Source organism: Sphingomonas sp. J315 (assembly GCF_024666595.1).
GTDB lineage: Bacteria > Pseudomonadota > Alphaproteobacteria > Sphingomonadales > Sphingomonadaceae > Sphingomonas.
In genome coordinates this window covers 2,766,968-2,791,175 of record NZ_CP088296.1, presented here as the reverse complement: position 1 = coordinate 2,791,175, position 24,208 = coordinate 2,766,968, and the positions used below count along the sequence as shown (strand labels likewise).

Here is a 24,208-nt window from a genome sequence, read left to right as displayed (position 1 = left end):
GGGGACTTACGCCCCCGCCTTCCGCGCAAATTCCCAAGCACTCGCCGCCAGCCCCGGCACCCGCGCCGCTGTCTCCTCGGCATGCGCATTGCTGGCATTGCCGTCGAGCAGGCGGCGCTTGATCCCCTGGACGATGCTCATCAGCCGGAACTGGCCGAACGCGAAATACCAGTTGAGGTCGGGAATGCCGTCGCGCCCGGTCGCGGCGCAATAACGCTCAACCATCGCCTCGACGGTCGGGATGCCCGTCTCCGCCCCGGTAATCCCGCCAATGCCCGACGCGCCATTGGCCGGGATCATCCAGTTCATCAGCAGATAGCTGAAATCCGCCATCGGATCGCCCAGCGTCGACAGCTCCCAGTCGAGCACCGCCTTCACGCGCGGCGCGTCGGCGTCGAAAATCATATTGTCGATGCGATAATCGCCATGGACGATGCTGGTGCGCGTCTGCGGCGGCAATGTGCGCGGCAGCCACTCGATCAGCTTTTCGACATCCTCCAGATCGTCGGTCTGGGCCAACCGATACTGCTTGGTCCAGCGCCCGACCTGCCGCTCGAAATAGCTGCCCGGCTTGCCGTAATCGCCCAGCCCCGCCGCCGCGTAATCGGTCTCATGCAGCTGCGCCAACCGGTCGCAGATTTCGTAATAGATCGCGGTGCGCTGCGCCGGCGTTTTGTCGGGCAGCGACCCGTCCCAATAGGTCGCCCCCGCGACCAGCTCCATGATGTAGAAGGCCGATCCGACGACCCCATCGTCCTCGCATAGCCCATAGGGCTTCGCGACCGGGAAGCCGGTCGGATGCAGCCCGGCGATCAGCCGATATTCGCGATCCACCGCATGGGCCGAGGGCAGCAGCGGCCCGAACGGCTTGCGCCGCAGGACATAGGCGCCGCTCGCCGCGTCGATGCGGTACGTCGGGTTGCTCTGCCCGCCGGGGAATTTGGCGTAGCTCAGCGGCCCCTCGAAACCCGCGACATTGGCCTCCATCCATGCGGTCAGGCGCGCGGTGTCGAGATCGTCGACCTGCTCCATCGGCTGCCCGCCGCGATGTCCCGCCGGCGGGGTCATGCGAACTCGATCACGGAGCGCACCGCGTCGCCCGTGCGGAGGTTGTCGAAGGCGTGGTTGATGTCCTCCAGCCGGATCCGCTCGGCCACCATCGTGTCGAGGTCGAGCACGCCGTCGAGATACATCTGGACAAGGCGCGGGAGGTCGATCGGGAATTGCATCGACCCGGCAAGCGACCCCTGCAGCTTCTTGCCCGACAGGAAGGTCGGGCCGGGAATGCTGACCGACTGGCCCGGCGCGATCATGCCCAGGATCGTCGCGGTCCCGCCACGGCGCAGCACGTGCCACGCCGTCTCCGCCGTCTGCGGCCGCCCGACCGCCTCGATCGCATAGTTCACGCCGCCATCGGTGAGCTTCAGCACCTGCTTGACCAGATCGGGCGCCATCGCATCGAGATCGTGCGTCGCACCCATCTTCCGCGCCAGCGCGCGCTTCTCCGGCACCGGGTCGATCGCGATGATCTTGCCCGCGCCCGCGATCTTGGCGGCGTTGATCGCCGACAGGCCGATCCCGCCGCACCCGATCACTGCGACCGTCTCGCCCGGCGTCACCTTGCTGTCGCGGAAGATCGACCCCGCCCCGGTCAGCACCGCGCAGCCAAGCAACGCCGCACGGTCGAGCGGCATATCCTTGCTGATCGCGACACAGGCATTTTCATGGATCAGCATCTGTTCGGCAAACGCCGACAGGTTGAGGAAATGATTGACCGGCGTGCCATCGGCGAGCGTCAGCTTGGGGCTGGCATCGGCCGGGCGGCGCGTCGAATTGTCGAGACACAGCGACGGACGGCCCGAGATGCAGAACTCGCACGACCCGCAGAACACGGTGAAGAAGGTGATGACATGGTCGCCGGGCTTCAGCCGCGTGACCTCGCTCCCCACCGCCTCGACCACGCCCGCCGCCTCATGCCCCGGCACGGTCGGCATCGCGTGTGGATAGGCGCCGTCGACGAAATGCAGATCCGACCGGCACACGCCGCACGCCGCCGTACGCACCAGCACCTCGCGCGGGCCGGGCTTGTCGATGCGGATGTCGTGGATTTCGAGCGGCTTGCCGGCCTCGAACAGGACTGCTGCTTTCACCTGATCTCCCCAAAAACCTCAATCGTCACCCCCGCGAAAGCGGGGGCCCATCTCCTGCGCTATCCAAACACCTCACCGGGCGCAGCTGCCGCACGTCCGGGAGATGGGCCCCCGCGTTCGCGGGGGTGACGGCAAAGGCTTACCGCGTCACCGCCATATCGCCGCTGCTCGGCCGATCCGCCTTGAACTCACCATACTTGCCAAACTCCGACCGCGCGATCGCCCGGTTGTGGACCTCGTCCGGCCCATCGGCAAAGCGCAGCGTGCGCATGCTCGCCCATGCACTCGCCAGCGGCGTATCGCCCGATACGCCTGCGCCGCCGAACGCCTGAATCGCGTCGTCGAGGATCTGCAGCGTCATGCGCGGACCCATCGCCTTGATCATCGCGATCTCGCCCTGCGCCGACTTGTTGCCGGCCTTGTCCATCATGTCCGCCGCCTTGAGGCACAGCAGGCGCATCATTTCGAGGTTCGACCGCGCTTCGGCCACGCGCTGTTCCCAGATCGAATGATCCGCGATGCGCTTGCCGAACGCGACACGGCTCAGCAGGCGCTTGCACATCAGCTCCAGCGCCATTTCGGCAACGCCGATCGATCGCATGCAGTGATGGATGCGGCCCGGCCCGAGCCGGCCCTGCGCGATCTCGAACCCGCGCCCTTCGCCCAGCAGGATATTCTCGACCGGCACACGGACATTCTCCAGCACCACCTCGCCATGGCCGTGCGGCGCGTGATCATACCCGAACACCGAAAGCATCCGCTCGATCCGCACGCCCGGCGTGTCCATCGGCACCAGAATCTGGCTCTGCTGCGCGTGGCGCGAGGCGTCGGGGTTGGTCTTGCCCATCACGATCGCGACCGCACAGCGCGGATCGCCCACGCCCGACGACCACCATTTCCGCCCGTTGATGACATAATGATCGCCATCGCGGACCATCGAGGTCTGGATATTGGTCGCATCCGACGAGGCGACATCGGGCTCGGTCATCAGGAATGCCGAGCGGATCTCGCCATTCATCAGCGGCTTGAGCCAGCGCTCCTTGTGTTCCCGCGTGCCGTAGCGGTGGAGCACCTCCATATTGCCGGTATCGGGGGCCGAGCAGTTGAACACCTCGCTCGCCCATCCGGCGCGGCCCATTTCCTCGGCGCACAGCGCGTATTCGAGGTTGGTGAGCTGCGTCCCCTCAAATTCGAACGTGTCGTCGACATGGGTCTGGCCCGAATGCGGCGGCATGAAGAAATTCCACAGTCCCTGCGCCCGCGCGACCGGCTTCAACTCCTCGATCACCGGCAGCACCTTCCAGCGCTCGCCGGTATAGACCTGTTCGCGATACTCCTTCTGGCGCGGGGCGATATGCTGGTCGATGAACCCGCGCACGCGATCGCGGAAATAGGTCTCGCGCTCGGTCAGCGTGAAGTCCATCGGCTCTCTCCTTGTCCAATCCGTTTCGAGTCGATTAGGCCATACCCGATATTCGGTAAAGTGGGCAGCGCAGCATTTTTCGGCTACGGTTCCCTGTAGATCGCATTGCTACGCTTTAGGACTGTTCGTTCGAATCAAATTTGCTAATCTAAACGGATGAACGCCGAAGACGCAGTGCCCGAAGAGGCACGGGGGAAACAAAACGGTTCCGTGCCAAGCGCGACGCGATCCTCGCGGCGGCGGCGGACGTGATCAACGATCAGAGCGCGAAGGGCATGACCTTCGCCGATGTCGCGCAGCGCGTCGGCCTCAACACCACCAGTGTTACCTACTATTTCAAGCGCAAGGAAGACCTTGCCGCCGCAGCATTCGAGGTCACGCTCGACCGGCTCGACGCGATGCTCGACGAAGCGCATCGCGAGGCAACCCCCGAGGCCCGCGTCGCCCGTTACCTGGCGATCAACATGGAACGGCTGGCACGGATCGCGACCGGCGAGGAAAAGGCGTTCGCCATCCTGTCCGACCTGCGCGCGATGGAGGGCGAGGTAAAGGCCGCCTTGCTCAAGCGCTGGCAGCAGATTTTCCGCAAGACCCGCGCGCTGTGGGGCGAAGGCGGCACCCGCGCGGAGACCGACCTGCGCGGCGGACGCGCGCATGTGCTGCTCGAAAACACCTTCTGGCTCCCCGCCTGGATCACGCGGTACGAGGTCGACGAATATCCGCGCGTCGAGAGCCGCCTGATGGACGTGTTCCGTCACGGCATCGCCACCCCGGGCGATGTGTGGAAGCCCGAGATGCTCGACCTCACGCATGACGAGGCCGAGCCGGGCCGCGAGGCATTCCTGCTGGCGGCGACGCGGTTGATCAACGAACTCGGCTATCGCGGCGCATCGGTGCAGAAGATCGCGAGCGAGCTCAACGTCACCAAGGGCAGTTTTTACCACCATCTCGACGCCAAGGACGAGCTGGTGATCGAATGCTACAAGCGCAGCTTCGACCTGATCGCCGACGCGCAACGGCTGGCCGAGGAAGGTCCCGGCGACCATTGGCGCAAGTTGACCAGCATCATCGGGACTTTGCTCGACGTGCAGTTTTCCGAACGCGGGCCGCTGCTGCGCACCACCGCGCTGTCGGGCCTGCCGCCGCGCGTGCGCACCGCGTTGATCGACCGTTCGAACCGTATCGCGCGCCGTTACGCGGGCATGCTCTCCGACGGCATCGCCGAGGGTTCGATCCGCGCGATCGACCCGCTGGTCGCCAGCCAGACGATGATGGCGCTGCAGAATGCCGCGTTCGACATGCGCAAATGGGCCAGCACCATGCCGCGTGATCGGGCGGTAGCGTTCTACGCCTCGACAATCGTGTTCGGGCTGTTCGACGATCGCGTGCTGGAGTTTTAACCCGGCGGGAGCGCTGCTCAGACGGCCGCTTCGCGCCGCTTAAGCCACACTCCCGCGCGCCAATAGTGGAAGATCGCCCAAGGAGTGATCGCCGCGAAGATCAACATCGCATAGCGCAGCGAATCCTCGCCATAGGTCGGGTTGAGCGCATCGCTGAGCCGCCCCACCGCCACCGGACCGATACCAAGGCCAATCATGTTGATGACCAGCAATGTGATCGCCGCCCAGAGCGCACGTACCTTCTGCGGAGCGAGGCTCTGGATCATCGCGAAGCTGGGTCCGAGATATGAGTTCTGGAACAGCAGTGCGACGACATAGGCGCTAAGGGCCAGCTGCCAGCTGTCCAGCCAGTAGAACATCAGTGCGAAGGGCAGCGCGATCACCTTGAGCAGCGCGACCATATAGCTTTGCGCGTGCATTCCGCGAGTCTTGGCTAGCCAGTCGGCCAACCTGCCGCCGAGCACCGCAGACAGCGCGCCGACCACGCCCAGGATGGGCGCCACGATCCACGCGATCTGAAGCAGGTTCATGTCGAGCGAACGCTGCATGTAGCTCGGCCCGAATGCCGCCAGTCCATATCCGATCATGGAGGTGAGCGTGACACCGAGCACGACATGGACCGCGGCCTTGTTGCGCCACATCCCCGCAAATGCCTCGCCCAGCGACGGCATTGCTTCGCCTTCGGCGACCTTGACCGCGTCGGACAGGCCACGGCGCGGCTCGACCACGAGCTTCCATACGAAAAAGGCGAGCAGCACGCCGGGCAGGCCGACCGCGAACAGGGCGACGCGCCAGCCATAATAATGCGCGACCGTCCCGCCGATCATCGTTCCAAAGGCCGTGCCCAGCACGACGCCCAGCGAATAGATCGCCATCGCCCCCGCGCGCTTTTCCGGCGGGTAGAGGTCGGCGATGATCGAGTGGCTCGGCGGGCTCGACCCCGCCTCGCCAATGCCGACACCGATGCGGAACAACAGCAGCTGGACGAAGTTCTGCGCCAGCCCGCACGCTGCGGTAAAAGCGCTCCACACCGTCAGGCTGATCGCGATGATGTTGCGCCGGTTCATGCGGTCGGCCAGCCGCGCGACCGGGATGCCAAGCCCGGCATAGAAGACCGCAAAGGCAAGGCCCGTCAGCATCCCCAGCTGGGTGTCGCTGAGCCCCAGATCCTTCTTGATCAGCTCTTGCAGGATCGCGAGGATCTGCCGATCCATATAGCTGAAGAAATAGGTCACCGTCAGCAATGCGAGCGTCAGCCCGCGTCGCCGGATCGCGCGGTCGTCGGCCCCCTCGGGAACAGGGTCGGCCGGTGCGGAAATCATCGCCATGTCAACCTGCTCCTTCATACGCATCGAGTATACCCGTCAGACAAAAATCGAGGCTCCGCCGCGTTCCCCGCGCGACGGAGCCCCGAAAAGGTACCGGCTTCAGAACTTGGCGGAAACGCCAACCTTGAAGTTGCGGCCCAGAGGATTCCCGACAAAAGGTTCGTAGTTATAGTCTTCGCGGGCGAAGGGCGGATCCTGATCGAACAGGTTGTAGACGCTACCCGACAGGGTCACGCTGTCGGTAATCGCGAACTGGATGGTGAAGTCCACCGTGGTGAAGCTGTCGATGAACGCCCCCTGGGTCACCCGTGCGCCGCCCAGCGCCGGGTTGGGGCCGAACACGCCCGCCGTGGTCGTGTCGGCGCGCTGATCGTACAGCCCATCGATATAGGTGGCCGTCAGGCGCGCATCGATCGGACCCGCGCCAAATTCCAGGAAGCCCTGCCCCTTCCACTCGGGAACCGGATAGAGCGTCGTCTGGTAGTTGAGCAGCCCGACGCCGTCATAGCCCCCCTGCACCAGCGCGCCCGCGACGAAGATGTCGCTGATCCGGTTCTGAAGCGTGTAGGTGACGTTGCCGCCGATCGCGAACCGCGTGCCGCTGCCCAGCATGTCGGTTCCCCGATAGCTGGCCATCACGTCGATGCCCTCATTGGTGATCGACGCGCCATTCTGGGTCTCGGTCCGCACGCGCGAGATGGCGGTGCGCGCCGTCGTGGCGGTGCAGGGTCCGGTCGAGAAGGTGAAACGCGCCGCCAGCGCCGCATTGGTGGCGCAGGTATTGCCACCGGTGCTGGGGAACAGGGTGTTGACCATCGAGATCAGCGGGTCGGAGACGATCGCATCCTCGATGTCATAGCGGTAATAATCGATGCTCGCGCTGAACCCGCCGGCGCTGAGCAGCACGCCCGCGCCGTAATTCTTCGAGCTTTCGGGCACCAGGTTCGGATTGCCGAACACGTCGATCGGACGGAAGGTCGTGTCGATGATCTGGAGTGCGGTGATCGATCCGGGTGCCAGCTGGTTGAGCGTTGGGGCGCGGAAGGTGGTACCGAAGCCGCCGCGAACCGCGAGCCAGTCGGTGACCTGCCAGCGCGCGCGAATCTGGGGATCGAAGGTCGATCCGGTGGCCCCGCCATAGTCCTCGAACCGCGCGGCGAGCTGAAGGTTGAGCGTGTCGAGGATCGGCAGCTGAGCCTCTGCGAACAACGCCCAGACATCGCCCTGAAGGTCATAGTCGAGGTTGGTGCCAAGGAAGCCGAGCGCACCCGCAGCAGCGCGTCCCCCCGAACAGGCGGCAGCATTGGTATTGCCGTTCAACGGCGTCTCCCGGCACGGATTTTGCGCCAGGTTGTTGTTCGCGCCGTAGCGACCGGTGATCGAGGTATCGCGATATTGCGCGCCGACGCCGAACTGCACCTCGCCGCCCGGCAGGTTGAACCCGGTGCCACCGCTGAGCGATCCTTCGAAAACCAGCAGGTCGGTGGTCACTGCGCTGTGCGATTTGACAAAGAACCAGTCGGTCAGCTCGGCGCTGTTCGTCGGGCCATTGGCGCCCGGGTTGGTCTGGCCGGTTGCCGGGTTGACCGATACCGCGTTGCCGAACGGATTGAGCCACAGACAGCCATTGGCACCCGGCGTCGTGCCGGTGCAGCTCGCCCCGCCAAAGCCGAGGAGCGCGCGCTGGACGCGGTCACCGAATGAGTCGTATCCGTCGATATAGCGATAGTAATTATGGTAGGTCGCGTTGAGGTTGTAGTTCAGCCCGTCGGCGACCTCGCCGCGAAGCTCGGCGGTGAAGCGGGTCGATTCGCCCTTGCGCAGTCCGGTGGCCGACCCCGGCGCGAATTCATTGTCGAGCGTGGAGGGATTGCCGCCCAGCAGATGCGGACGGAACAGCAATGTCGGGAACAGCACGCCCGCACCCGCCGGCGTCGTATTGGCCGCGCGATAGGCGACCAGGCCGGGATTGGCACTGGGCACGAAGAACCCGCTGTTCAGCAACGCCGCGAAGGGCGCAAACGGCGTCCCGGCAATCGCGACGCCCGAGGGCGGCTGGGTCAGCAAATAGGAAGGCGAGCTGAGATAGTTCGGGACGGTGGTCCGACCGTACAGCGCGGTCATCTGGAACGTCGTATTCTCACCCACATCCCATTCGAAATCGATGAACGCCTGCCCGCGCATCTCCTTTTCGACCAGATTGTCAAAGGTCGAATATTGATTGTAGCAGCGCGCATCCGCGCCCACATAGCCGCCGAGCGGGGCGCACGCGGTGTCCGCCACGATGCCGGTGACCGGGGATCCGGTCGCGCCCAGGAACAGGAAGTTCGCGGGGTTGCCGCCGCCGGTCCAGCCGCCTTGGGGATTTTCGGGATAGGGCCGGACCGCCCAGTCGCGGTCCTTGGCCATCAGCTGGCCGCGCTGCTGGTATCCGCCCGCGACCAGCAGGCGGAAATTGTCGCCGACATGGCCAAAGCTGAGCGAGACGTCGAAATCGCCGTCCGACCCCTCGATAAAGCGGTAGCTGCCCGAACCCTGGAACCCGCGCTGATTAGTGCGGGTGATGAAGTTCACCACGCCCGCAATCGCTTCGGAACCGTAGGTTGCGGCGGCACCGTCCTTCAGCACCTCGACTCGGCCGATCGCGGCCTGGGGAAGGAGGTTGATGTCGACCGAGGGCACGCCGTTGCCCGACGTGGCGAGACGCTTGGAATTGAGCAGCACCAGTGTGCGCTGCGGGCTGAGACCGCGAAGGTTCACGGTGGCGATGCCTTCCGCCCCCTGCGATCGGCTGTCGAACTGGTTGGCGTCGCCCAGCGACGCGCTCGAGCTCGGCAATGCCTTGACCAGATCGAGTACGGTCGGATTGCCCTGCTTGGCGAGTTCCTCGGCACCGATCACGTCGACCGGCAGCGCCGCGTCTTCCGGCGTGCCGGCGATGATCGATCCGGTGATGACGATTTCGGTTTCGCCATCGCTGTCCTGCGCAAAGGCGGGCGCCGCGCCGCCGAGGACGAGCGCCGAAACCCCGCACGCCGCCAAAAGCTGCTTCTTCATAAGATCCCACTCCCGTTCGGCCGGAACGCTGTTCGGCTCCATACCGTAAACTCGAATAGATCGACTCTCTAGAGATCGGTCAAGAGTGGAAAACCGTTGCGAAACGCCACTTATCCGTAGCTGTTACATGGAGGACACGGTTCGAATCGGTACCGTGGAAATATCTGCGAGTATGCTGAACCGATCTTCTAAAGACAAAAATTCATGCCGCAGATGCGAAAAGGGGCGCTTCCGCCTGTCGCGGAAGCGCCCCTTTCAATTTCAGCCGCTTGACGGATCAGAACCCGCTGAGCCGCGCGAAGCGCTCGCGATGCCAGGCAGTGTTGCCCCACATCTGCTCCAGCACGCGCATCCGCTTGAGGTAAAAGCCGGCGTCATATTCATCGGTCATGCCGATACCGCCATGCAGCTGGATCAGTTCGCGGCTCATCAGATGCCCGACCTCGTTCGCCTTGGCTTTGGCGAGCGATGCCGCCTGGCGGGTATCCCCGCCGCGGTCGATCGCCGCCAGCCCGGCCTCGACCGCCGAGCGCATCAGCTCGATATCGCTGAACAGGTTCGCCATGCGGTGCTGGAGCGCCTGGAAGGTGGCGAGGATCTGTCCGAACTGAACGCGCTGCTTCAGATAGGCGAGCGTGGTGTCGAACGCCTGTCCCGCCATGCCCAGCATCTCGGCCGCGGCGAGCACGGCAGCGCGATCGAGCACCGCGTCGAGCAGCGTATCACCCCCGCCCGCGAGCTTGTCGGCGGGCGCGCCATCGAAACTCACCTGCGCATGGCTACGGAAATCGACGAGGTGGCGGCGATCGACGGTCACGCCCTCCCCCGCCTCGACCAGATACAGGCCATCGGTCGCGGCAACCACCAACAGCCCGGCGCTGTCGCCCTCGGCGACGAACGCCTTGGTGCCGGTCAGCTTGCCGTCCGAAACGCTGGCGGTGATCGCGGAGGGATCGTGGCGCGGCCCTTCATCGACCGCGAGCGTCGCAATCAGTTCGCCGCTGGCGATGCGCGGCAGATACTTGTCCTTCTGCGCGTCGCTCCCGCCGAGCAGGATCGCCGATGCGGCTGCGGCGCTGGCCGCGATCGGACTGGCGGACAGCGTCTTGCCCAGCTCCTCGATCACCAGTCCCAGGCTCAGCCACCCGAAATCGCTGCCGCCCTGTGCCTCGGGGATAATCACCCCGGTCCAGCCCATTTCGGCCATCGTCGCATAGGCGGCGGGGTCGTAACCCGTCGCGCTGTTCGCATCGCGGATCTTGCGCCACGCGGTCACCGGGCTCTCATTGCTCGCCCAGTCGCGCGCCATGTCGCGCAGCATCGTCTGTTCTTCGGTCAGAACGGCCATTGTTCAGTTCCTTACGTCCGTCCCATCTAGGCCGTCATCCCAGCGAAAGCTGGGATCTCGCGCGGCGAGGGAAACCCGTGTGGTGAAAGACCCCAGCTTTCGCTGGGGTGACGGTCAGCTATTGGTGGTCCAGCATCCCCAGGATGCGCTTGGCGATCACGTTGTTCTGGATTTCGGTCGATCCGCCATAAATGGTCGTCGCCTTGCCGAAGAGCCACGCACGCACGCCGTGAATCTGCGCCTCGGTAAAGCCCTCGCCTTCCCAGCCGAGACCTTCCATCCCCTGAATCTCGATCATCAGTTCGGCGCGTTCCTGGCCCAGCTTGGTGCCCACGGTCTTGAGGATCGACGAGACTTCGGACACGCCGCCCACCGCCTTGCTCTCCGCCTGCACGCGCATCGCGGTCAGCAGGAAGGCGCGCCAGTCCATCTCGAACTTGGCGATGCGCGCGCGCAGATCGGGGTCGGCGATCCGCCCCTCGGCATCGACGCCGCGATATTTCTTCGCCATATCGGCGAGCGAAGGCCCGCTCATGCGGAAGGCGGAACCGCCGCCCGACAGGTTGGTGCGCTCATGCTGGAGCAGTCGCTTGCCGATGGTCCAGCCCTGCCCCTCCGCGCCGACGCGGTTTTCCTTGGGCACCTTCACATTGGTGAAGAAGGTCTCGCAGAAGGGCGACATGCCGCTGATCATCTGGATCGGCTTCACCTCGACCCCGGGCGAATCCATGTCGATCAGCAGGAAGGTAATACCGCCCTGTTTCTGGGTCTTGTCGGTGCGCACGATGGCGAAGCATTTGTGCGCCCATTGCCCGCCGCTGGTCCAGGTCTTCTGGCCGTTGACCAGATAATGGTCGCCCTTGTCCTCGGCAAAGGTCTGCAGGTTGGCGAGATCGGACCCGGCGTTCGGCTCCGAATAGCCCTGGCACCAGCGCACCTCGCCGCGCGCGATTGCCGGGATATGCTCGCGCTTCTGCGCCTCGTTGCCATATTCCAGCAGCGTCGGGCCGAACATCATCACGCCCATGCCGCCGATCGGATTCCACGCCCCGGCCCGCGCCATCTCCTCCTGCAGCACCTTGGCCTGTGCGCGGCTCAGCCCGCCGCCGCCATATTCGGCGGGCCAGGTCGGGACGCCCCAGCCCTTCTCGCCCATCGCCTTGCGCCAGGCAGCCTGTTCGGGGGTCTCCTGCGTCGGCCCCTCGACCGCCGACATCGCATTGTCCTTGCCCTTGAGCGAGGCGGGGAAATTCTCCGCCAGCCAGTCGCGGACTTCGGTGCGGAAGGTGTCGAGATCGACCCTTACATCCTCCATTACAGACATCTTCTCTCCTCAAAATTCACAGCGGGCTGCGGCTCGATGGCGCATTCTCCCGCGACATGTTCGCTTGTGTTCACGTTGCGCGAATTTCCTCGACATGTTCGCTTCCGGTCGTTTGCCCGCATCGTACAAGCGACTCCCGCGACCTCCAATTTGAATTTGCGGTATGGGCCGAGTCGCGTCAATCGCCTTTTCAGCGCGCCGAACCGAGCAGCGCCGAATTGTCCATCTCCACCGCGCGCGCTTCGGCCTCGCGTGCCTTCAGCGCCGCGACATTGGCCTCGTGCTTGGCGCGGGTGATCGGGTAGAAGAGCAGGATCAGCGCGCCGAGCGTCCACAGGCCGATCGAGCACGGGATGTAGTGGATGACGAGGCTGCGGATCGCCTCCTCGCTCACCTGTCCCGGCGCGGGCTTGGCGGGGAAATCGGACCAGACCAGCAGGCGGCCGGCCAGGAAGATGCCGATCGCGGTCGAGCATTGCTGCATGAAGCTGGACGCGGCGAAGAAGGTTCCCGCCTCGTGCCGACCGGTCTTGAGCGCGCTGTCCTCCACCACGTCGGCGAGCATCGAGCTGGTGTTGATCAGCGAGATCGCGACCATCGCGCCATAGATCGCGCCGATCGCGAACAAGGTCGGCACCAGCAGCGTGTCGCCCGGCACAAAGAACCAGCCGAGATAGGACAGGACCAGCGGCGACAGGCCGATCGACACCCCGACCACGGCGAAGATCATCGAGCTCGCGCGCTTGCCGATCCACGCCGACATGACCGGCGCGAGCGGCGCGGCGATGGTCGCGGCGACCAGGCTGTCGATCGTCAGGATGGCGAGCTGGGTCGCGTTGAGCTGGAACAGATAGGTGCCGAAGAACAAGTTGGTCGCGGCATACAGCCCGATCGCGGAATATTTGAGCACGCCGAAGCCGAAGATCGCGAGGAACGCGCGGTTCCGCAGCGCCGTCCCCATCTCGCGCAGATGGCCGAGCAGAGGGGTGGGCTCGGTCCGCACCTCGGCCTGCCGCAGATAGGGGATGCGGTTGTGCGTGCCGATGCCGCAGATCAGGATCACCGCAAAGATCGTCAGCGCTCCGGCGATGGCAAAGCCGGGATAGCCCGCCGGATTGAGCTGGCCGCGCGGATATTCGGGCGTCGCGGCGAAGAAGGTCAGCAGACACAGGGTGGTGAAGCCATAGGTGCCGGCATAGCCGAACCACCAGCGCAGGCTGAACAGCCGGGTGCGCTCACGATAATCGTCGGTCAGCTCCGGCGTCATCGCGGAGATATTGATCTCGAACGCGCTGATCGCGACGCGGGTGAGCGACGCGGTGGCGAAGATCCACACGCCCATCTGGAAATCGCTCAGCCCCTGCGGCGGGAACCAGGCGAGCAGGAAGAACAGGGCCGTGGGCAGCGCCGCGCCATAGATGAAGGGGTGACGCCGACCCCAGCGGCTGCGCGTCAGGTCCGACCAGCGCCCGATCAGCGGATCGGCAACCGCATCGACCAGCAGGGTCAGCGCGACCGCAGCCGAGACGATCCCCGCCGGCACGCCGATGATCTGGCTGTAGAAGAACAGCAGATAGGTGGTGAAGGCAGCGTTCTTGATGCCATTGGCGATCGCCCCCGACCCATAGCTGACCCGCGTGCGCAGCGTGATTGGCGGGGTACCACGCACCGCATCCCCAACGACTCCATCCAGCGCCGTCGCCATCCGCATCTCTCCTGTCACCGTCTATCGCGGCCGTTTCGAAGTTGCGGTATGGATGACGCTACGTCAAGCGCTTGCGGAAAGATGTTGAACGAAGCGAACATGTCGCGGAACAACGCGCCCCGCGCCCCATAGCGCGTTGGACATTGCGCCTCGCAATTGTCGACAGAAGGCGCACGCCGCGCGATCGAAGCGCGAATCCTGTTGACCTGCGCAATTTGTGCGCGAGTCTGCGCGCACTTCATCCGGGGGCGGGCATGACATTTTCCCATCGCGCAATTCCCATCGCGCTCGCCGCCGTGCTGATCGACGCGATCGGGTTCGGGATCGTGTTGCCCGTCCTGCCGTCGCTGATCGTCGAGCTGACCGGGCAGACACTGCCCGAGGCGACGCGGATCGGCGGGTGGCTGATCATCGTGTTCGCGGTCGCGCATTTCTTTGCCGGGCCGATCCTCGGCAATCTGGGGGACCGTTATGGACGGCGGCCGGTGATCCTTGCGGCGATGCTGATCTTTGCCATCGACTATGCGCTGATGGCGTTCGCGCCGACAATCGCGTGGCTGTTCGCGGGACGGCTGATCGCGGGGATTGCGGGGGCAGTCTATGGTCCGGCGAACGCAATCATCGCCGACGTCACCCCGCCCGACAAGCGCGGCGCGACATTCGGCCTGATGGGCGCGGCGTTCGGGATCGGGTTCATCATCGGCCCGGCGATCGGCGGCCTGCTCGGCGAGTTCGGGCCGCGCACGCCATTCATGGTCGCGGGCGCGTTGGCCGCGCTCAACGCCACATGGATCTTCTTCGTGCTGCCCGAGACGCTCGCGCCCGAGAATCGGCGCAAGTTCGAATGGAAGCGCGCCAATCCGCTCGGCACCTTCGGGCCGTTGTTCGCGATGAAGGGCGCGCTGCCTTTGCTCGTCGTCGCGTTCATCTGGCAGCTGGCGCATCAGGTCTACCCGGCGACCTGGGCCTTCTATGCCGAGCTGGCGCATGGCTGGGACAGCCGCGCGATCGGCTGGTCGCTGGCGGCGTCGGGCACCGCGATGGCGCTGACGCAGATTTTCGTCACCGGCCGCGCAATCGCCGCGCTGGGCGAAACGAAGACGCTGATGATCGGCCTGATCGTCGGCACGCTGGCCTATGCCGCCTATGCCTTCGCCACCGAAGGCTGGCAGGTTTACGTGATCCTGATGTTCGGCGCGTTGCAGATGCTGGCCTATCCCTCGCTCAACGCGATGCTGAGCCGCCGGGTCGATGCGTCCAATCAGGGCGCGTTGCAGGGCGGGATGGCGAGCATCGCCAGCGTTGCGGCGATCCTGGGGCCGCTGAGCCTGACCCAGACTTTGGCTTACGGCGCGGAACATGGCTTTGCCGGTGCGGCGTTCGCGCTGGCGGCGGCGCTGACATTGGTCGCGGTGGGGATCGTGCTGGTATTCCTGTTGCGGCGCGGGGGCGAACCGGCACCGGTTGCGTAAGCGACGCTCGACCCCATTTGTGCGGCTCCCCCGCTGGAGCGCGCACCCATGATCGACCTGCATTACTGGCCCACCCCGAACGGCCACAAGATCACGATGTTTCTGGAGGAGGCCGGCCTCCCCTACACGATCCACGCGGTGAACATTGGCCAGGGCGACCAGTTCAAGCCCGACTTCCTGAAGATCGCGCCCAACAACCGGATGCCGGCAATTGTCGACCATGACCCGGTCGATGGCGGCGAGCCGATCAGCGTATTCGAGAGTGGCGCGATCCTGCTCTACCTCGCCAACAAGACCGGCAAGTTCTTTGGCCCCGAGCAGCGCGACAAGATCGTGCAGATGCAGTGGCTGATGTGGCAGATGGGCGGGCTCGGCCCGATGGCAGGGCAGAACCACCATTTCAACCGCTACGCCCCAGAGCCGATCCCCTATGCGCAGAAGCGCTATATCGACGAGACCAACCGGCTGTACGGCGTGCTCGACCGGCAGCTGGCGGGCAAGCCGTTCGTCGGGGGCGAGGACTATTCGATCGCCGACATGGCAATCTATCCGTGGATCGTGCCGTATGAAGCGCAGAGCCAGAATCTCGATGATTTCCCGCATGTGAAGCGCTGGTTCGAGGCGGTGGCCGCGCGGCCCGCGACGGTGCGCGCCTATGCCAAGGGTGAAGAGGTGCGGCCGGGGACTCCGGCGATGACGGACGAGCAGAAGAAGGTGCTGTTCGGGCAGACTGCGGCGGTGACGCGGGGGTGAGCCGATCCTTCTTACCAGCCCCTCCCGCCTTCGCGAGAGGGGTTGGGGAGGGTCTTCCTCTTTTTGTCTGGTGAGCGGGCAAGAAGAAGAGAAAGAAGGAGAAGACCCTCACCCAACCCTCTCCCGCAAGCGGGAGAGGGCTAAGAAGAAGAAGCGGCCTTGCCCCGGCCTGTCATAGCCCGGCCTTTTCGATCGCGTCGGCAAGTTCGCTGGCGGCCGTCCGGTCGTCGGTGGGGCGCAGCCGATTCAGAGCCGTTTGCACCCGCGTCTGTGCCACCTGGAACGTCTTGTGCCGCACCTCGCGCGCGAGATTGGTGCGCCATGCGCTGCTTTTGCCCAGTAACGGCGACCATTTCGCTTCCTCGGTCGCCAGTATCGCAAGGGCGAGGCGCAGGCCGTCGCGCCTGCCCCGCTCATAATCATCGGCCATTCATCGCCTCCACTGTGCGTGGGACTGGCAGATCGCGGTCGCGCGGAACAGGGCTAACGATGCGCTCGAACGGTCGCCCCTAGCCTTTCCCCGGCCTGCGCGACAGGCCGATGTCGAGATGCGCGCCCGCGTCGAGCAGGATCACTTCGCCGGTAATGACACGACTGGCGGGGTCGAGCAGGTTGACGATCGGGCCGGCGATGTCTTCGGCGTGGGCGGCCATTTGCATCGGGGTCTGGCCGGCGATGAAGGCCTCGAACTTCTCGAACGCTTCGGCCGTCATGCGCTCGCTGAACCAGCCGGTGCCGACATAGCCGGGCGCGACGGCGTTGACGCGGATCGCGGGGGCGAGGACGCGGGCGAGACTCTTGGTCATCGTCGCCAGCGCGCCCTTTGACGCGGCATAGGCGACCGAGGAGCCGTTGCCGAACACACCGGCGACCGATGCGATGTTGACCACGGCGCTGGCCGGGCCTTCACGCATCGCCGGAGCGCAGGCGCGGATCATCTGGAACGGGGCCACGGTGTTGAGGCGGTAGATGTCGAGGAAATCGTCCGCCGACAGCGCCTCAAGGTCTTCGTGATTGGCGAATTTGGTCTTGCCGGCATTGTTGACGAGCAGGTCGATGCGGCCGAACGCCTCCGTCGCCGCAGCAGCGAGCGCGCGGCACTGGGCGTCGTCGGCGATATCGGCCTGGACCGCGATCGATCCGTTGCCGACCTCCGCCGCCAGCGCCTCGGCCGCGTCGCGGCTGTTGGCGTAGTTGATCACGCAGCGCACGCCGCGCTCGGCCAGCCGCCGCACTACCGCAGCACCAATGCCGGTGCCGCCACCTGTGACGATCGCCGCCATGCCATGCATCGTTTCAGTCATTCTTCCGCTTTCTCCTGACAGCGAGGTGAAACCCATTCTGGCGGATTACAACTTTGCTGGCTCAATCGCCCAACCCGTGAGATCATGACACCCGCGCAATGGTCACCTGTTTTCGAGAGGGGATGCAATGATGCGACACGGAATCTGGACGGCGATCACCCCGGCATTGATCCTGGCCGCGTGCGGACCAGGCGGCGACGGCGGCAACGACACCCAGGCGGCTGCAACGACCTCCGAAGCCGATATCAGGGCCGCGCTCGTCGCTGCAGACGCGACGCAAGCCGGCTATGCGCCCGACCCTGCCTTTAGCGATGTCGTCCGCGCAGTGGCGGGCGAAGCCGATATCGACATGGCGGTCGCCTTTGAACCCGGCGCGAAATACCGGTTGATAGGCAGGTGCGGCACGGGATGCGACGAAATCGCCATCATCGCCAGCGGTCCTCCGGCATCGGGCAGCGGCCAAGCAATCTATGGCAGCAGCGACGAAGGTGCGGGAGCCGAGGTTTCGATCGATTTCACCGCGCAGCATGAGAAGGGTCGCCTGACGCTGACGATGTGGAAATGCACGGCCCCGTCCTGCCTGGCAGGAATGCGGCTGTACAAATTGAAGGTGACATAGCGCGCCTGTCGCCGATCAGGCCGCGCTACTCGGTCGCGCGGTGACGCGGCGGTGCCAGTCGTTGAGGCGAGCATGTTCCTCGGCGATGGTCAGGCCGATGAAGGTGCCGAAATCGATGGTGGTGAGGAGGAGGATGTCGGCCATCGTGTAACGCTCGCCCGCGAGATACGGGGTTTCGCCGAGCGCGGCGTCGAACAGAGCATGGGCGCGGGCGACGAGCGGGCGGTTGCTCTCGCCGAAGTCCTTATACTGGTGCGGCACGACGCGCGCGGTGAAGGGGTGGGTGTGGATCCAGATCATGCCGGTCGGGACCATCAGGCGCAGCTCGACGCGGCGGCTCCACATTTCGATCTGCGCGATTTCGGTCGGGGTCGTGCCGAACAGCGGGGGTTCGGGATGCAACGCCTCGAGATAGCGGCAGATCGCTACGCTTTCGGAGAGGCAGGTTCCGTCGTCGAGCTTGAGCGCCGGGGTCTGGCCGAGCGGGTTGATCGCCTTGAATTCGTCGCTCTTGTGCTCTCCCTTCAGGATCGACACGTCCTGTCGCGGCAGGTCGATCCCCTTCTCTGCGGCAAAGATGCGCACGCGGCGCGGGTTGGGGGCGGGCATCGCCGAATCGTAGAAGATCATTACCCTCTCCAGATCGTTTTTAGAAGATCACGTATGGCAGCGGATGGCGGTTTCGCATAGCTATCGAAACGAATAGAGGAGAGAGAATGCAGACGGCGCGCGCGATCCTGGACCAGTCCTTTGGCACCGTCCCCGACCTGATCGCCGCCCATGCGCGCGAGCGCGGGGACAAGCCGGCGGTGGTGCATGGCGACGATTCGCTGAGCTATGGGCAGCTCGATGCGCGGATGGACCGGGTCGCGGCGGCGTTGCAGCGCGACGGGCTGGCGCGCGGGCAGGCGGTGGCAATCGTCGGGGCGATGAGCGTCGACTATGCGGCAGTGTTTCTGGGCGCGATCCGCGCGGGCGGGGCGCCGGCGCCGATCGCGCCGTCCTCGACCGGCGAGCAGATGGCGGCGATGATCGCGGACAGCGGCGCTGGCGTGGTGTTCCTCGATGCCGATGCCGCGGCGACATTGGGCGAGCGTGCGGTGGCGGCGCGCCGGGTTGCGCTGGATGCGAGCGATGCGGGTCTGGCGCTGGACGCGTGGCTGGAGGGCGCGGGGTCGCCCTCCCCCGTCGCGCTGCGGCCCGAGGATCCGTTCAACATCATCTATTCGAGCGGGACCACCGGGACGCCCAAGGGGATCGTCCAGCCGCATGCGATGCGCTGGGCACATATCGCGCGGGGCGATGCGGCGGGCTTTGCCGATGCGGTGACGATGATCGCGACGCCGCTCTATTCGAACACGACTTTGGTGAGCTTTATCCCGACGCTCGCCTGGGGCGGAACGGCGGTGCTACTCGGCAAGTTCGACGCGCGCGGCTTTCTGGAGGCGGCGGAGCGGCATCGCGGCACGCATGCGATGCTGGTGCCGGTGCAGTATCAGCGGATCATGGCGCTGACCGATTTCGATATCTTCGACCTGTCGAGCTTTCGGTTGAAGACCTGTACCAGCGCGCCCTTCTCCGCCGCGCTCAAGGCCGATGTGGTGGCGCGCTGGCCGGGGCTGCTGGTCGAATATTACGGGATGACCGAAGGGGGTGGCACCTGCATCCTCAATGCGAGTGCGCATCCCGACAAGCTGCACACGGTGGGCCAGCCCGCGCCGGGGCACGACATCCGCCTGATCGACGAGGAGGGCCGCGAGGTCGCTCAGGGCGAGATGGGCGAGGTGGTCGGGCGCAGCGGGGCGATGATGTCGGGCTATCACGGGCGCAAACAGGCGACGTCGGAGGCGGAGTGGTTTTGTCCTGAAGGCAATCGCTTCATCCGGCATGGCGATGTCGGGCGGTTCGACGCGGACGGATTCCTGATCCTGATGGACCGCAAGAAGGACCTGATCATCTCGGGCGGGTTCAACCTCTATCCGAGCGATCTGGAGGCGGAGTTGATCAAGCATCCCGGCGTGCGCGATTGCGCGGTGGTGGGTGTGCCGTCCGAGGCTTGGGGCGAGACGCCGGTGGGATTCTACGTCCCTGCCGATGCGACCCCGGCTGGGGAGATACTGGCAGCGGTCAATGCGACGCTCGGCAAGACGCAGCGGCTGGCCGACCTGATCGCGATCGATGAACTGCCGCGCAGCGTGATCGGCAAGGTGCTGAAGCGCGAATTGCGTGACCTGTATGTGGAGAAGAGTCCGGCATGACGTCGCTTATCGAGTTGCTGACATCGGCACAGCGGAACGAGACCGGTTTCACGACCGAAATACCGTCCAACTGGCTGCAGGGGCGCACCGCCTATGGCGGGCTGTCGTCGGCGCTGGCACTGGCGGCGGCGAAGCAGGTCGAACCGGACCTGCCGCCGCTGCGGTCGGCGCAGGTCGCGTTTGTGGGGCCGCTGGCAGGGCCGGTGACGGTGAGTGCCACGAAGCTGCGGCGAGGCCGGAACGCGGCATTCATCCAGGCGGATGTCAGCAGCGAGGCGGGTCTCGGGCTGCGGACGAACTTCGTGTTCATGGCGCGGATGGAGTCGGCGATCGACCATGACGCGACCGCGCGAGCGGCGCATGCGCCGCCGCCTGCAGATGCCGAGCTTTATACGGGGCCGAAGGAGTTTTTTACCGGCAATTTCAACTTCTTCGACCTGAAGGGCGCATCGGGGCCGACACAATGGCTGCGCTGGGGGCGGCTGATCGACCGGGCGGGGCTGGACCCGGAGGTCGAGTTGATGGCGCTGGGCGACGCGCTGCCGCCGGCGGCGTTCAAGCTGTTCGCGAAGATGACGCCGCTGTCGTCGCTGACCTGGCAGGTCAACATCCTTCGGCCTGCGCCGGTGACGCAGGACGGCTGGTGGTTGCTGGAGGCGGAGACCGACAGCGCGCGCGGCGGCTATTCGAGCCAGACGATGCGGATGTGGGCTGCGGACGGGACGCTGGTGGCCGAGGGGATGCAGGGCGTGGCGATTTTCGGGTGAGGCACGCCAATCCTCCCCGGAACGGGGAGGTGGCAGCGCGCAGCGCTGACGGAGGGGGCCCGAGGCACCGGATTCCGTTGCCTCGGGCCCCTCCACCACCGCCTTCGGCGGCGGTCCCCCTCCCCGTTCCGGGGAGGATTTTCTGACTCCGACACAATTTGCGACAAACTCCTGTCACGCTGACAAATGGCTGCGACAGGCGGGGTTCAGAAGGGCATCACTGCGGCGCCCCCTGCCGCGTGTGACAGGAGCCCTTATGAAGACGTTTCTCACCACGGCGGCAATCGGCGCGATGCTGACTGCGGGTGCCGCAATTGCCATGCAGACGCAGGCCCCGACCGCACCCAAGCAACCGATTTCGAAGGCCGAAATGCTCGCCCGCGCCGATGCGCGGTTCGACCGGCTCGACACCAACAAGGACGGCCAGCTGAGCGCCGAAGAGCGCAAGGCGGGTGCCGAAGCCGCGCGCAAGGCGATGGCGGAGCGCAAGGGCGGCGAACTGCAGGACTTTGTGCCCGGCGCACGTCGTGGCGGTACCGCGATTGGTGGCCGAATGCTGGCGCGCGTCGACACCAATGGCGATGGACTGATCAGCAAGGCCGAACACCGCGCCATGGCCGAGGCGCGCTTTGTCCGGATGGACGCCGACAAGGACGGCATGGTCGAGGCGGGCGAAGCCCGCAAGGGCTGGGGCAAGCGCGGTGAAGGCCGTGGCGGCAAAGCCAAGGCGATGCGCGACGGTCGTGGTGGTGGTGCGGGCATGATGATGGCCGACACCAACAAGGACGGCGCGATCAGCAAGGCCGAGTTCGACGCCCAGTCGGCGCAGCGCTTTGCCAAGCTCGACACCAATAGCGACGGCAAGATCGATGCCGCCGAGATGAAGGCGCAGCGCGACAAGGCGCGCGACGCGATGAAGAAGATGCGCGCGCACCGCGGTCACACGCCGCCGCCACCGCCTTCCCCCCAGGGCGAGTGACGGCGATGCCGGGCGGGTTTGACGACCTCCTCCGTGCCCGCCCGGCACTTCCCGAGCGGGTGGAATCTGCTAACCAAAGCGAGATGACCAACGAGACCCCGCATTTGCTGCTCGTCGATGACGAGCGCTCGATCCGTGAGCCGCTGGCGCAATATCTGACCAAACAGGGGTTTCGCGTGACCCAGGTCGGCGATGCCGAGGCGGCGCGGACGCGGCTGTCGGCCTATGCGATCGACCTGGTCGTGCTCGATATCATGATGCCGGGCGAGGATGGGCTGAGCCTGTGCCGCCATATCCGTGCGACCAGCGAGGTTCCGGTGATCCTGCTGACGGCAAAGAGCGAGGAGACCGACCGCATCGTGGGCCTTGAGATGGGTGCCGACGATTATGTCGTGAAGCCCTTTTCCCCGCGCGAGCTGGCGGCGCGGATCAAAGTGGTGCTGCGCCGGATGCAGGCTGGCGGCACGCGCCTGTCCGCGCCGGAAACCGGCAGCTACGCCTTTTCGGGCTGGGTGCTGAAGACCGGCGAGCGCGCTTTGGTCGATCGCGACGGCGTTTCGGTGCCGTTGTCGACCGGCGAATACAGCCTGTTGCTGGCACTGGTGATGCGCCCGCGCGCGGTGCTGACCCGCGATCAGCTGCTCGACCTGACGCAAGGGCGCGAGGCGGCGGCGTTCGACCGTGCCATCGACAATCAGGTCAGCCGGTTGCGCAAGAAGATCGAGCCCGATGCCAAGAACCCGACGCTGATCAAGACGGTGTGGGGCGGCGGCTACACGCTGGCGAGCGACGTTACCAAGCTGTGAGAAGGTTCGTTCCCAGCAGCCTGACCGGCCAGATCGCATTGCTGGTTGCGCTCGCGCTGTTCGTGGCGCAGGCGATCAACTTCGGCCTGATCCTGCGCGAGCGGCGCTCGCTGCGCTTCGAACAGGTTACCGCGCCGGCCATCACGCGCGTGGTCGATGCCGCCGAACGCATCCGCGACGGCCGCTTCCGCGACCATCCCGACGGACGGCGCGCGCGGCTGCGGATCGAGCCGAGCAACCCGATCCCGCCCGGACTGCGCAGCAAGCCCGAGGTCGAGGAAGGCATCCGACTGTCGCTGGCCGAGGCGGGGATTCCGGTCGGACAGATCGTCACCGGGGTGCGCAGATTGTCGGCGACCGACCCGCGCTTTGCACGGATGAACGCGCTGCGCGCCGAGCGGATGAAGCGGCTGGGCGGCGAGCTGATAGTCGCGGTCGAACTGCCCGGCAAGGGCTGGCTGGTGCTGACATCGGCCTGGCCGCGCAGCGATGGCGACATCATCTGGCGGCTGATCCTGCAGACGCTGATCATCTATGCCGTGGTGCTGGTGCCGGTACTGTGGGTCGGGCATCGCGTCGCGCGACCACTGCGCTCCCTGGCCGTTTCGGCGCGCGAGTTTCATCCCGCCTCCCCGGGAGATCCGATCGAGGAACGCGGACCGGGCGACGTTCGTGCGGTGATCGCGGCGTATAATCTGATGCGCGACCGCGTGACTGCGATGCTGGACGAAAAGGACCAGATGCTCGGCGCGATCGGGCATGATCTGCGCACCCCGCTGGCGGCGCTGCGGGTGCGAATCGAGTCGGTGGAGGACGAGGAAGACCGCGCGCGGATGGCGGACACGATCGACGAGATGAACCGCACGCTGGACGACATCTTGTCGCTGGCGCGGCTGGGCCGACCGAGCGAGCCGCCGACCGAGACCGACCTGTCGGCACTGATCGACGCGGTCGTCGACGATTTCCGCGATCTGGGTGCGCCGGTCGAGTATGAAGACGGCCACCGGCTGATCCGTCGCATCCGTCCGTCGCTGATGCGGCGCGCGGTGCGCAACCTGATCGAGAATGCGGTCAAATATGGCGGCGGCGCGGAGGTGAAACTGATCCAGGACGCGAGCGGCGTGCGGATCGAGGTGGGCGACCGCGGCCCCGGCATTCCGGAAGAGCAGATCGCGGCGGTGTTCGATCCCTTCACCCGGCTCGACCCGTCGCGCAACCGCACGACTGGCGGGGTTGGCCTCGGCCTGACGCTGGCGCGCGCGATCGTGCGCGAGGCGGGGGGCGACATCACGCTGGCCAATCGCGAGGGCGGCGGGCTGTGCGCGACGATCACGCTGCCGGGGCGGTAGGCTCACCCGCAATCTTATTCCCCTCCCTGAATGGGAGGGGCTAGGGGTGGGTCTAGTGGCAAGCGAGGCTCGATGCCTCGATTGCCGCTGTTTTGCCGAACGCTTGGTTTGAGTCTCTTCGGCGCGCAGACGCGCGCACCCACCCCAGCCCCTCCCTTTCAGGGAG

20 protein-coding genes are annotated in these 24,208 nt (G+C 65.7%); 9 read left to right on the top strand and 11 right to left on the bottom strand.

Annotation, left to right across the window (positions count from 1 at the left end; genetic code table 11):
* Nucleotides 1-6: 6 nt before the first annotated feature.
* The 3 genes from LRS08_RS14190 to LRS08_RS14180 all read right to left on the bottom strand — a co-directional run bounded on the left by LRS08_RS14190 (nucleotide 7) and on the right by LRS08_RS14180 (nucleotide 3,573).
* Nucleotides 7-1,068, bottom strand: a complete 1,062-nt coding sequence (locus LRS08_RS14190; protein WP_257843077.1) for a phosphotransferase family protein — start codon at nucleotides 1,066-1,068, stop codon at nucleotides 7-9.
* A complete protein-coding gene (locus LRS08_RS14185) occupies nucleotides 1,065-2,150 on the bottom strand; it encodes a Zn-dependent alcohol dehydrogenase (protein ID WP_257843078.1) in 1,086 nt (361 codons plus the stop codon). The genes LRS08_RS14190 and LRS08_RS14185 overlap by 4 nt, the downstream gene beginning before the upstream one ends.
* A gap of 139 nt (nucleotides 2,151-2,289) precedes the next feature.
* Entirely contained in the window at nucleotides 2,290-3,573 is a 1,284-nt protein-coding gene (locus LRS08_RS14180) for an acyl-CoA dehydrogenase family protein (protein WP_257843079.1), read from the bottom strand.
* Between the two features lie 248 nt (nucleotides 3,574-3,821).
* Here LRS08_RS14180 and LRS08_RS14175 point away from each other — a divergent pair, with 248 nt between their 5' ends.
* Nucleotides 3,822-4,973: a TetR/AcrR family transcriptional regulator gene (locus LRS08_RS14175; protein WP_374580120.1), complete on the top strand. Its 1,152-nt coding sequence runs from the start codon at nucleotides 3,822-3,824 to the stop codon at nucleotides 4,971-4,973.
* 17 nt (nucleotides 4,974-4,990) lie between these two features.
* On the opposite strand, the gene LRS08_RS14170 is transcribed toward LRS08_RS14175, so the two are convergent.
* The 5 genes from LRS08_RS14170 to LRS08_RS14150 all read right to left on the bottom strand — a co-directional run bounded on the left by LRS08_RS14170 (nucleotide 4,991) and on the right by LRS08_RS14150 (nucleotide 13,735).
* Entirely contained in the window at nucleotides 4,991-6,301 is a 1,311-nt protein-coding gene (locus LRS08_RS14170; RefSeq protein WP_257843080.1) for a spinster family MFS transporter, read from the bottom strand.
* A gap of 99 nt (nucleotides 6,302-6,400) precedes the next feature.
* Complete coding sequence (locus LRS08_RS14165; protein ID WP_257843081.1) at nucleotides 6,401-9,358, bottom strand: TonB-dependent receptor domain-containing protein; 2,958 nt, start codon at nucleotides 9,356-9,358, stop codon at nucleotides 6,401-6,403.
* A gap of 277 nt (nucleotides 9,359-9,635) precedes the next feature.
* Entirely contained in the window at nucleotides 9,636-10,706 is a 1,071-nt protein-coding gene (locus LRS08_RS14160; protein ID WP_257843083.1) for an acyl-CoA dehydrogenase family protein, read from the bottom strand.
* Between the two features lie 118 nt (nucleotides 10,707-10,824).
* On the bottom strand, nucleotides 10,825-12,030 hold the full coding sequence (locus LRS08_RS14155) for an acyl-CoA dehydrogenase family protein (protein WP_257843084.1): 1,206 nt from the start codon (nucleotides 12,028-12,030) through the stop codon (nucleotides 10,825-10,827).
* A 190-nt stretch (nucleotides 12,031-12,220) separates the two neighbouring features.
* Complete coding sequence (locus LRS08_RS14150) at nucleotides 12,221-13,735, bottom strand: MFS transporter (protein WP_257843085.1); 1,515 nt, start codon at nucleotides 13,733-13,735, stop codon at nucleotides 12,221-12,223.
* Nucleotides 13,736-13,989: 254 nt separating this feature from the next.
* On the opposite strand from LRS08_RS14150, the gene LRS08_RS14145 reads away from it, so the two are divergent.
* Nucleotides 13,990-15,207, top strand: coding sequence for a TCR/Tet family MFS transporter (locus LRS08_RS14145; protein ID WP_260480862.1), 1,218 nt, complete (start codon nucleotides 13,990-13,992; stop codon nucleotides 15,205-15,207).
* 48 nt (nucleotides 15,208-15,255) lie between these two features.
* On the top strand, nucleotides 15,256-15,960 hold the full coding sequence (locus LRS08_RS14140) for a glutathione binding-like protein (RefSeq protein ID WP_257843086.1): 705 nt from the start codon (nucleotides 15,256-15,258) through the stop codon (nucleotides 15,958-15,960).
* Between the two features lie 172 nt (nucleotides 15,961-16,132).
* Here the strand turns inward: LRS08_RS14140 and LRS08_RS14135 are convergent, their stop codons facing one another.
* A complete protein-coding gene (locus LRS08_RS14135) occupies nucleotides 16,133-16,390 on the bottom strand; it encodes a hypothetical protein (protein WP_257843087.1) in 258 nt (85 codons plus the stop codon).
* A 79-nt stretch (nucleotides 16,391-16,469) separates the two neighbouring features.
* Nucleotides 16,470-17,264 (bottom strand): SDR family NAD(P)-dependent oxidoreductase, encoded by a 795-nt coding sequence (locus LRS08_RS14130; protein WP_257843088.1) that lies wholly within the window; start codon nucleotides 17,262-17,264, stop codon nucleotides 16,470-16,472.
* A 127-nt stretch (nucleotides 17,265-17,391) separates the two neighbouring features.
* Between LRS08_RS14130 and LRS08_RS14125 the strand changes: the two genes are divergently transcribed.
* Nucleotides 17,392-17,883, top strand: a complete 492-nt coding sequence (locus LRS08_RS14125) for a hypothetical protein (protein ID WP_260480861.1) — start codon at nucleotides 17,392-17,394, stop codon at nucleotides 17,881-17,883.
* A gap of 15 nt (nucleotides 17,884-17,898) precedes the next feature.
* On the opposite strand, the gene LRS08_RS14120 is transcribed toward LRS08_RS14125, so the two are convergent.
* Nucleotides 17,899-18,513, bottom strand: coding sequence for a glutathione S-transferase family protein (locus LRS08_RS14120; RefSeq protein ID WP_257843091.1), 615 nt, complete (start codon nucleotides 18,511-18,513; stop codon nucleotides 17,899-17,901).
* A gap of 86 nt (nucleotides 18,514-18,599) precedes the next feature.
* Between LRS08_RS14120 and LRS08_RS14115 the strand changes: the two genes are divergently transcribed.
* The 5 genes from LRS08_RS14115 to LRS08_RS14095 all read left to right on the top strand — a co-directional run bounded on the left by LRS08_RS14115 (nucleotide 18,600) and on the right by LRS08_RS14095 (nucleotide 24,042).
* Nucleotides 18,600-20,141, top strand: coding sequence for a class I adenylate-forming enzyme family protein (locus LRS08_RS14115; RefSeq protein WP_257843092.1), 1,542 nt, complete (start codon nucleotides 18,600-18,602; stop codon nucleotides 20,139-20,141).
* Entirely contained in the window at nucleotides 20,138-20,908 is a 771-nt protein-coding gene (locus LRS08_RS14110; RefSeq protein ID WP_257843093.1) for a thioesterase family protein, read from the top strand. Before LRS08_RS14115 ends, LRS08_RS14110 begins: the two co-directional genes overlap by 4 nt.
* A 256-nt stretch (nucleotides 20,909-21,164) precedes the next feature.
* Nucleotides 21,165-21,887 (top strand): EF-hand domain-containing protein, encoded by a 723-nt coding sequence (locus tag LRS08_RS14105; RefSeq protein ID WP_260480860.1) that lies wholly within the window; start codon nucleotides 21,165-21,167, stop codon nucleotides 21,885-21,887.
* An 83-nt stretch (nucleotides 21,888-21,970) separates the two neighbouring features.
* The gene (locus LRS08_RS14100) at nucleotides 21,971-22,693 is read left to right on the top strand and encodes a response regulator (protein WP_257843095.1); all 723 of its coding nucleotides are present in this window, start codon (nucleotides 21,971-21,973) and stop codon (nucleotides 22,691-22,693) included.
* Nucleotides 22,690-24,042, top strand: coding sequence for a sensor histidine kinase (locus tag LRS08_RS14095; protein ID WP_257843096.1), 1,353 nt, complete (start codon nucleotides 22,690-22,692; stop codon nucleotides 24,040-24,042). Before LRS08_RS14100 ends, LRS08_RS14095 begins: the two co-directional genes overlap by 4 nt.
* Nucleotides 24,043-24,208 lie beyond the last annotated feature (166 nt).

Excerpts from the sequence above, each read along its gene's own strand:
- LRS08_RS14125 (WP_260480861.1), top strand. The coding sequence starts at position 17,392 with ATGATGCGACACGGAATCTGGACGGCGATCACCCCGGCATTGATCCTG.
- LRS08_RS14180 (WP_257843079.1), bottom strand. The coding sequence starts at position 3,573 with ATGGACTTCACGCTGACCGAGCGCGAGACCTATTTCCGCGATCGCGTG.
- LRS08_RS14190 (WP_257843077.1), bottom strand. The coding sequence starts at position 1,068 with ATGACCCCGCCGGCGGGACATCGCGGCGGGCAGCCGATGGAGCAGGTC.
- LRS08_RS14130 (WP_257843088.1), bottom strand. The coding sequence starts at position 17,264 with ATGACTGAAACGATGCATGGCATGGCGGCGATCGTCACAGGTGGCGGC.
- LRS08_RS14100 (WP_257843095.1), top strand. The coding sequence starts at position 21,971 with ATGACCAACGAGACCCCGCATTTGCTGCTCGTCGATGACGAGCGCTCG.
- LRS08_RS14165 (WP_257843081.1), bottom strand. The coding sequence starts at position 9,358 with ATGAAGAAGCAGCTTTTGGCGGCGTGCGGGGTTTCGGCGCTCGTCCTC.
- LRS08_RS14145 (WP_260480862.1), top strand. The coding sequence starts at position 13,990 with ATGACATTTTCCCATCGCGCAATTCCCATCGCGCTCGCCGCCGTGCTG.
- LRS08_RS14115 (WP_257843092.1), top strand. The coding sequence starts at position 18,600 with ATGCAGACGGCGCGCGCGATCCTGGACCAGTCCTTTGGCACCGTCCCC.
- LRS08_RS14160 (WP_257843083.1), bottom strand. The coding sequence starts at position 10,706 with ATGGCCGTTCTGACCGAAGAACAGACGATGCTGCGCGACATGGCGCGC.
- LRS08_RS14140 (WP_257843086.1), top strand. The coding sequence starts at position 15,256 with ATGATCGACCTGCATTACTGGCCCACCCCGAACGGCCACAAGATCACG.
- LRS08_RS14155 (WP_257843084.1), bottom strand. The coding sequence starts at position 12,030 with ATGTCTGTAATGGAGGATGTAAGGGTCGATCTCGACACCTTCCGCACC.
- LRS08_RS14150 (WP_257843085.1), bottom strand. The coding sequence starts at position 13,735 with ATGGCGACGGCGCTGGATGGAGTCGTTGGGGATGCGGTGCGTGGTACC.
- LRS08_RS14135 (WP_257843087.1), bottom strand. The coding sequence starts at position 16,390 with ATGGCCGATGATTATGAGCGGGGCAGGCGCGACGGCCTGCGCCTCGCC.
- LRS08_RS14170 (WP_257843080.1), bottom strand. The coding sequence starts at position 6,301 with ATGGCGATGATTTCCGCACCGGCCGACCCTGTTCCCGAGGGGGCCGAC.
- LRS08_RS14105 (WP_260480860.1), top strand. The coding sequence starts at position 21,165 with ATGAAGACGTTTCTCACCACGGCGGCAATCGGCGCGATGCTGACTGCG.
- LRS08_RS14110 (WP_257843093.1), top strand. The coding sequence starts at position 20,138 with ATGACGTCGCTTATCGAGTTGCTGACATCGGCACAGCGGAACGAGACC.
- LRS08_RS14120 (WP_257843091.1), bottom strand. The coding sequence starts at position 18,513 with ATGATCTTCTACGATTCGGCGATGCCCGCCCCCAACCCGCGCCGCGTG.